Origin of the sequence: Allobosea sp. (assembly GCF_051860145.1) — a bacterium.
Lineage (GTDB): Bacteria > Pseudomonadota > Alphaproteobacteria > Rhizobiales > Beijerinckiaceae > Allobosea.
Window position 1 is genome coordinate 73920 of sequence record NZ_JBHYEM010000012.1, and the last position, 6337, is coordinate 80256.

A 6337-nucleotide genomic window follows, 5' to 3' on the forward strand; every position below is an offset into this window, starting at 1 on the left:
CTTCCTCCTATGTGCCCTGTCCAATTGCCCGATGGTTGACGAATTGAGTTGTGATCCTCCCGGCCGCGGTCCCCTCGAAACCCGGCAGGATGCCGCTTTCGTGCTCGGTATCGACCTCGGCGGCACCAAGCTTCATGCCGCGCTGGCCGATGCCGCCGGCACCGTCCTCGGCGAGGCGCTGGAGCCGACGGACCCGCGCGGCGGCCTGGCGATCGTCGCGCAGATCGGTGCGCTCCGTGACCGGCTGGCGCGCGAGGCCGGGTTGCCCATCGGCGGCCTGCGTTGCGCCGTGCTGGGCAGTCCCGGCGTTTTCGATCCGCGCTCGGGCAGGATCGGCATCGCGCCCAATATTCCGGATTTCGACCGCATCGACATCGTCGAGGAGCTCGGCCGCCGTCTCGGCTGCCCGGTCCAGATCGAGAACGACGTCAATCTCGCCGCCATGGGCGAGCAGTGGCAGGGCTGCTGCAAGGAGGTGCGGGACTTCGCCTTCGTCGCCCTGGGCACCGGGATAGGGCTGGGTCTCGTGCTCGACGGCCGCCTGGTTCGCGGCGCGCGCGGTGCGGCGGGCGAGATCGCGTTCCTGCCGATCGGCAGCGATCCGGCCGCTCCGCGTGCCCGTTTGCATGGCGCGTTCGAGACGGCTGTCGGCAGCGCCGCCATTCTCGAGCGGTATCGCGGTCTGGGTGGCAGCGCCGCCAAAGACGTGCGTGGCGTCTTCGATGCCTTGGCTGGAGGGGACGAGGCGGCGGCTGCGACCCTCGACGAGACGGCGCGCCTTCTGGTGCAGGGGCTGATGGCGGTTCGCGCCGTGGTCGACCCTGCGCTGATCGTGCTCGGCGGCAGCATCGGCGTTCGCGAGGAGCTCGTCACGCGAGTGCGCAACCTCATTGCCCGGCATCCCGGCGATCTGCTGCGGGTCGAGCCGAGTATGCTCGGCAGCCGGGCCGCCGTGATCGGCGCGGTCGGCGCCGCATTGGCCCGGTTCCATGACGGTCTGCTCGGCGCGGCCCAGCCGGCAGGGAGACGGTCATGAACCAGATCGCATCCGCCCCCCGGATCGTGGTGCTGGACCATGCCGGCGCCGTCGCGGTGGATGTCGCGGGCAGGATCGCCGACCAGTTGCGCGCGCGTCCCGGCGCCGTGCTCGGCCTGGCGACCGGCGAGACGATGCGGCCGGTCTATGGCGAGCTCGTCCGCAGGCATCGCGAGGAAGGGCTCTCCTTTGCCCGTGCCGCGAGTTTCAATCTCGACGATTATGTCGGGCTGCCGGAGGGGCATCCCGCCTCCTTTCGCCGTTTCATGGACGAGACCTTGTTCGACCATGTCGATATCGATCCGGTCCGCACGCATCTGCCCGACGGCAACGCCCTCGATCTCGGCCGCGAAGCCATGGACTACGAAGCCGCGATCGCGGCGGCGGGCGGCATCGACCTGCAGCTGCTCGGCATCGGCGCCAACGGCCATATCGCCTTCAACGAGCCGGGCTCCGATTTCGCCTCGCGCACGCGCGTCGTCGGGCTCGCGGCGTCGACGCGGGCGGCCGGCCAGGCCTCCTTCGACGGCAGCGGGGACGTTCCCGTGCTGGGCCTGACCATGGGTATCGCGACGATCCTCGATGCCCGCCGCATCGTCCTCGTGGCCACCGGCCGGGGCAAGGCCGACGCGGTGGCGCGGGCGGTCAAGGGGCCTCTCGATCCTGCCTGCCCTGCGTCGATACTGAGGACACATCCCGACGCTGTCATGGTATGCGACCGCGCAGCGGCAGCCGGACTGAGCTGACGAACCAGGGAAGAACAGATGAACGGGATGCGCGATTCCACCCGGCCAGGGCGCTCGCTCGCCGTCGCCGAGAACGGCATGGCGGCGACCTCGCATCCCGCCGCGACGCTGGCGGCGCTCGACATCCTGCGGGCCGGCGGCAACGCCATCGACGCGGCAATCGCGGCCTGCGCGATGCAATGCGTCATCGATCCGCACATGACCGGCATTGGCGGCGATTGCTTCGTGCTCTTTGCGCCCGCCGGCAAGGCGCCGATCGCGCTGAACGGTTCCGGTCGCGCCCCGTCGGCGGCGACGCTCGACTGGTTCCGCGAGCGCGGCATCGCTAGCATCGCCGACGATTCGCCTCATTCCGTGACCGTGCCCGGCGCGGCCGATGCCTGGTGCCGGCTCTCCGCCGACCATGGCCGGCTCGGCCTGGAGGAGGTGCTGCAGCCGGCGATCAAGGCGGCCGAAGAGGGCTTCCGCATCACGCCGCGCGTGGCGAATGACTGGGCGCTCAACGCCCACCGCCTGCGCAAATACGAGGGCGCCGCCGCAGTTTACCTGCCGGGCGGAGAGGCGCCGCGCGTCGGCGACCGCATGACCCATCCCGCGCTCGGCCGGACCTTGCGCCGGCTCGGCAAGGAAGGGCGCGACGCCTTCTATAGCGGCCCCATCGCCGACGAGATCGTCGCCGTGCTCAACCGCAACGGCGCGCTGCATGTCGCGGAGGATTTCGCGGTGCAGGCTTGCGACTATGCCGCGCCGATCTCCGCCGATTATCGCGGCCACCGCCTGCACGAATGTCCGCCGAACGGGCAGGGTCTGGCGGCGCTGATCATCGCGCGCTTCCTCGCCGGCTTCGATCTCGGGGAGGGTCGCCTCAGCGAGGCCGACCGAATCCACATCCTGGCCGAGGCGACCAAGGCCGCCTATCACCAGCGCGACCTGATCATCGCCGATCCGGCCTTCGCCACCGTCGATGTCGATCAGGTGCTGTCGGATGCCGTCATCGACCGCATGCGCGCGACGATCGACATGAAGCGGGCACAGCCGGCAAGCGCCTATGACATGCCGGTGCACCGCGACACCATCTATCTCACCGTGGTCGACCGCGACCGCAACGCCGTCTCCTTCATCAACTCGCTGTTCTGGGCCTTCGGCAGCGGCATGTATGCGCCCGAATCCGGCGTGATGCTGCAGAATCGCGGCGCCGGCTTCCGCTTGATCGAGGGTCATCCCAACGTCATCGCGCCGCGCAAGCGCCCGCTCCACACCATCATCCCGGCCTTGCTGAGCAAGGATGGCCGCACGCAAATGACCTTCGGCGTGATGGGCGGCCAGTACCAGGCCACCGGCCATGCGCATGTCCTCTCCTCGATGCTGGACCGTGGCGACGATCCGCAGCAGGCCTCCGACCGGCCGCGCAGCTTCGTCGCCGAGGGCAAGCTGACGCTGGAGCCGACCATCGGCGCCGATATCCAGGCCGATCTCGCGGCGCGCGGCCATGACATCAAGGTCCTGCCCCAGCCGCTGGGCGGCTGCCAGGCGATCTGGATCGACGAGGCGCGCGGCGTCCTCCTCGGCGGCTCGGATCAGCGCAAGGACGGCATGGCGCTCGGCTACTGAAGCGGCGACCCTGCCTCGCGCCGCGAATTTGAAAGCAAGGATCGGAGTGCGGCCCCGCGCCATCCTCCCCACATAGAGGGGAGACAGGATCGAGCGGAGGCCGGGCCCGCGCCATGGCAAGAGCAGACAAGACGATGGCGACCGAGCGCGATCTGCGCTGGCAGGCCGTCCTGCGCCGTGACGCCTCGGTTGATGGCAGCTTCGTCTATGCGGTCAGGACCACGGGCATCTATTGCCGCCCCTCTTGCCCGTCGCGCACGGCGCGGCCGCAAAACGTCTCGTTCTACGAAAACGCCGAGCAGGCGGAGGCCGCTGGCTACCGCGCCTGCCGCCGGTGCAGCCCCAACGCGGCCTCCATCGCCGAGCGGAACGCCGCCGCCGTGACGCGGGCCTGCCAGCTGATCGAGGCGGCCGAGGAGCCGCCGAAGCTGGACGCGCTCGCAGCCTCGGTCGGCCTGAGCCCGTTCTATTTCCATCGCCAGTTCAAGGCCGTCACCGGCCTGACCCCGAAAGCCTATGGCGCGGCGCATCGTGCCAGGCGGGTTCGCGAGGAGCTCGTCGAGGGCAAGCGGAGCGTCACCGAGGCGATCTATGGCGCGGGCTTCAATTCCAACAGCCGCTTCTATGAAACCTCCAACGCGGTGCTCGGCATGACGCCGAGCGCCTTCCGCGCCGGCGGCGCGGATGCCGATATCAGGTTCGCGATCGGTGAGTGCTCGCTCGGCTCGATTCTGGTCGCGCGCAGCGACAAGGGCATCTGCGCCATCCTTCTCGGCGAAGACCCGGACGAACTGGTGCGCGATCTGCAGGACCGCTTCCCGAAGGCCAACCTGATCGGCGGCGACGCCAGCTTCGAGGATCTGGTCGCCAAGGTGGTCGGCTTTGTCGAGGCGCCGGGGCTCGGCCTCGACCTGCCATTGGACATGCGCGGCACCGCCTTCCAGCAACGCGTCTGGCAGGCCCTGCGCGAGATCCCGGTCGGCCGGACCGTCAGCTATGCCGAGGTCGCGCGCCGTATCGGCGAGCCCAGATCCGTACGCGCCGTGGCTCAGGCCTGTGGCGCCAACAGGATCGCGGTCGCGATCCCCTGCCACCGCGTCGTCAGGAATGACGGCGCGCTCTCCGGCTATCGCTGGGGCGTCGAGCGCAAGCGCGCCCTGCTCAAGAAGGAAGCCCGGTCATGAACGCCCAGCCGAAGATCATCTCCGAGGACGCTAACGCCAAAGCGGCTGAAACGCGCGTCGCCCGCTATGACTGGGACGCGCTCGCGGCCGAGCTCAGCGGCTATGGCTGCGCGGTCATCGAGAAACTGCTGACGCCGGAGGAATGCGCGGAGATTGCGGCGCTCTATCCGCATGAGGAGCATTTCCGCAGTCATATCCACATGGCGCGGCACGGCTTCGGCAAGGGCGAGTACCGCTATTTCAGGTACCCCTTGCCGGACCTGATCGGCGGCCTGCGCACCGCGCTCTATCCGCGCCTCGCCACGGTCGCCAATGACTGGAACCGGCGCATGGGCGTGGCGGAACGCTATCCGGACCGGCACGCGGCGTTCCTGAAGGTCTGCCACGACGCGGGCCAGACCCGGCCGACGCCGCTGCTGCTGCAATATGTCCCGGGCGACTTCAATTGCCTGCATCAGGATCTCTATGGCGATCTCGCCTTCCCGATCCAGGTCGCGATCCTGCTCTCCGAGCCGGGCCGCGACTTCACCGGCGGCGAGTTCGTGCTGACCGAGCAGCGCCCGCGCATGCAGAGCCGCGCCGAGGTCGTGCCGCTGCGGCAGGGCGACGCCGTCGCCTTCGCCGTCCACAACCGCCCGGTGCAGGGCACGAAGGGCAATTACCGAGTCAATCTCCGCCACGGCGTCAGCCGGCTGCGCACGGGCCGCCGCCACACGCTCGGCATCATCTTCCATGACGCAAAATAGCCGTCGCGGCACGGATTTCGGGATTTGAAAGCAAGGAACGGAGCGCGGTTTCCGGGGCGAGGGCCTAGATTTCCAGGCAGATGTTTCAGCTCGCACGGAGGTCATCATGACGGAGCGCATCCACTATGCCTGGGGAGAAAGTTCCCTTGGCGCTTTCATCGCGGCCGTCTCGGATCGGGGACTGGTGGCATTCGAATTCACCGAGCGCGCCGGGGCGCTCCCGGCTGCACTGCAGGACCGTTTCCCGGAGGCCGCGTTCGAGGAGAATTCGGAGGTTCTGGCCGGGCTCGTCGCCAAGCTCGCAGCGCTCGTCGATCGCCCCTCGGCCGATCCCGGTATCGCGCTCGATCCGCGCGGCAGTGACTATCAGAAACAGGTCTGGTCCTTGCTGCGCACGATCCCGGCCGGCCAGACCACGAGCTACGGCGCCCTTGCCGCCAGTCTCGGCACGCGCGATGCCCGCGACGTGACGGAGGCCATCGCCTCCAACGGCATCGCCATCCTGATCCCCTGTCACCGCGTGGTGAAGAAGGACGGGTCGCTGTCGGGCTATCGCTGGGGCTTCAATCGCAAGCGCGCCCTGCTGGCGCGCGAGCGCCAGGCTGCGTAGCCCGCCGCGCAGGTTCGGCTGGCCTCATGTCGCCGGTGCGGGACTTTGCAGCCCGAAATGGTCTCTCAAGGCCATGACGACGCTTCGCCCCATTGCGTCGCGTGTCTCCGTCGTCGCGCTGCCGAGATGGGGCGCGAGCACGACCTGATCGAGCGCCCGCAGCGCTGCCGGTACGTCCGGCTCGGTCGCGAAGACGTCGAGCCCGGCGGAGCCGAGCCGGCCGTTGGACAATGCTTCGATCAAGGCGCCCTCGTCGACGATCTCGCCGCGCGCGATATTGATCAGCGTCGAGTCCGGTCGCAGCGCGGCGATCACATCGGCATCGACCAGATGGCGATTGGCCGCGCCGCCCGGGCAGGCGATGACGAACACGTCGCTGTCGGCGGCGAGCGCCCTTGCGGTCG

General features: G+C 69.1%; 7 protein-coding genes. 6 read left to right on the forward strand and 1 reads right to left on the reverse strand.

Going from position 1 to position 6337, the window contains the following annotated elements:
* Positions 1–100: 100 nt before the first annotated feature.
* From ACTIF2_RS18820 to ACTIF2_RS18845, 6 genes are all read left to right on the forward strand, one after another.
* Positions 101–1036 (forward strand): ROK family protein, encoded by a 936-nt coding sequence (locus ACTIF2_RS18820; RefSeq protein ID WP_439498636.1) that lies wholly within the window; start codon positions 101–103, stop codon positions 1034–1036.
* Complete coding sequence (gene nagB / locus ACTIF2_RS18825; protein ID WP_439498637.1) at positions 1033–1782, forward strand: glucosamine-6-phosphate deaminase; 750 nt, start codon at positions 1033–1035, stop codon at positions 1780–1782. Before ACTIF2_RS18820 ends, nagB begins: the two co-directional genes overlap by 4 nt.
* Positions 1783–1809: 27 nt before the next feature.
* Positions 1810–3393: a gamma-glutamyltransferase gene (ggt, locus tag ACTIF2_RS18830; RefSeq protein ID WP_439498711.1), complete on the forward strand. Its 1584-nt coding sequence runs from the start codon at positions 1810–1812 to the stop codon at positions 3391–3393.
* 113 nt (positions 3394–3506) lie between these two features.
* Entirely contained in the window at positions 3507–4577 is a 1071-nt protein-coding gene (gene ada, locus ACTIF2_RS18835; RefSeq protein ID WP_439498638.1) for a bifunctional DNA-binding transcriptional regulator/O6-methylguanine-DNA methyltransferase Ada, read from the forward strand.
* Positions 4574–5323, forward strand: coding sequence for a 2OG-Fe(II) oxygenase (locus ACTIF2_RS18840; RefSeq protein WP_439498639.1), 750 nt, complete (start codon positions 4574–4576; stop codon positions 5321–5323). The genes ada and ACTIF2_RS18840 overlap by 4 nt, the downstream gene beginning before the upstream one ends.
* Before the next feature lie 106 nt (positions 5324–5429).
* Positions 5430–5933, forward strand: coding sequence for a methylated-DNA--[protein]-cysteine S-methyltransferase (locus ACTIF2_RS18845; protein WP_439498640.1), 504 nt, complete (start codon positions 5430–5432; stop codon positions 5931–5933).
* Between the two features lie 24 nt (positions 5934–5957).
* On the opposite strand, the gene ACTIF2_RS18850 is transcribed toward ACTIF2_RS18845, so the two are convergent.
* Positions 5958–6337 (reverse strand): NAD(P)-dependent oxidoreductase (locus tag ACTIF2_RS18850; RefSeq protein ID WP_439498641.1); only part of this gene is annotated, 380 nt, incomplete at its 5' end.

What these genes read in the sequence shown, in the direction of transcription:
- ACTIF2_RS18845 (WP_439498640.1), top strand. Translation starts at nt 5,430, where the DNA reads ATGACGGAGCGCATCCACTATGCCTGGGGAGAAAGTTCCCTTGGCGCT.
- ACTIF2_RS18840 (WP_439498639.1), top strand. Translation starts at nt 4,574, where the DNA reads ATGAACGCCCAGCCGAAGATCATCTCCGAGGACGCTAACGCCAAAGCG.
- nagB (WP_439498637.1), top strand. Translation starts at nt 1,033, where the DNA reads ATGAACCAGATCGCATCCGCCCCCCGGATCGTGGTGCTGGACCATGCC.
- ggt (WP_439498711.1), top strand. Translation starts at nt 1,810, where the DNA reads ATGCGCGATTCCACCCGGCCAGGGCGCTCGCTCGCCGTCGCCGAGAAC.
- ada (WP_439498638.1), top strand. Translation starts at nt 3,507, where the DNA reads ATGGCAAGAGCAGACAAGACGATGGCGACCGAGCGCGATCTGCGCTGG.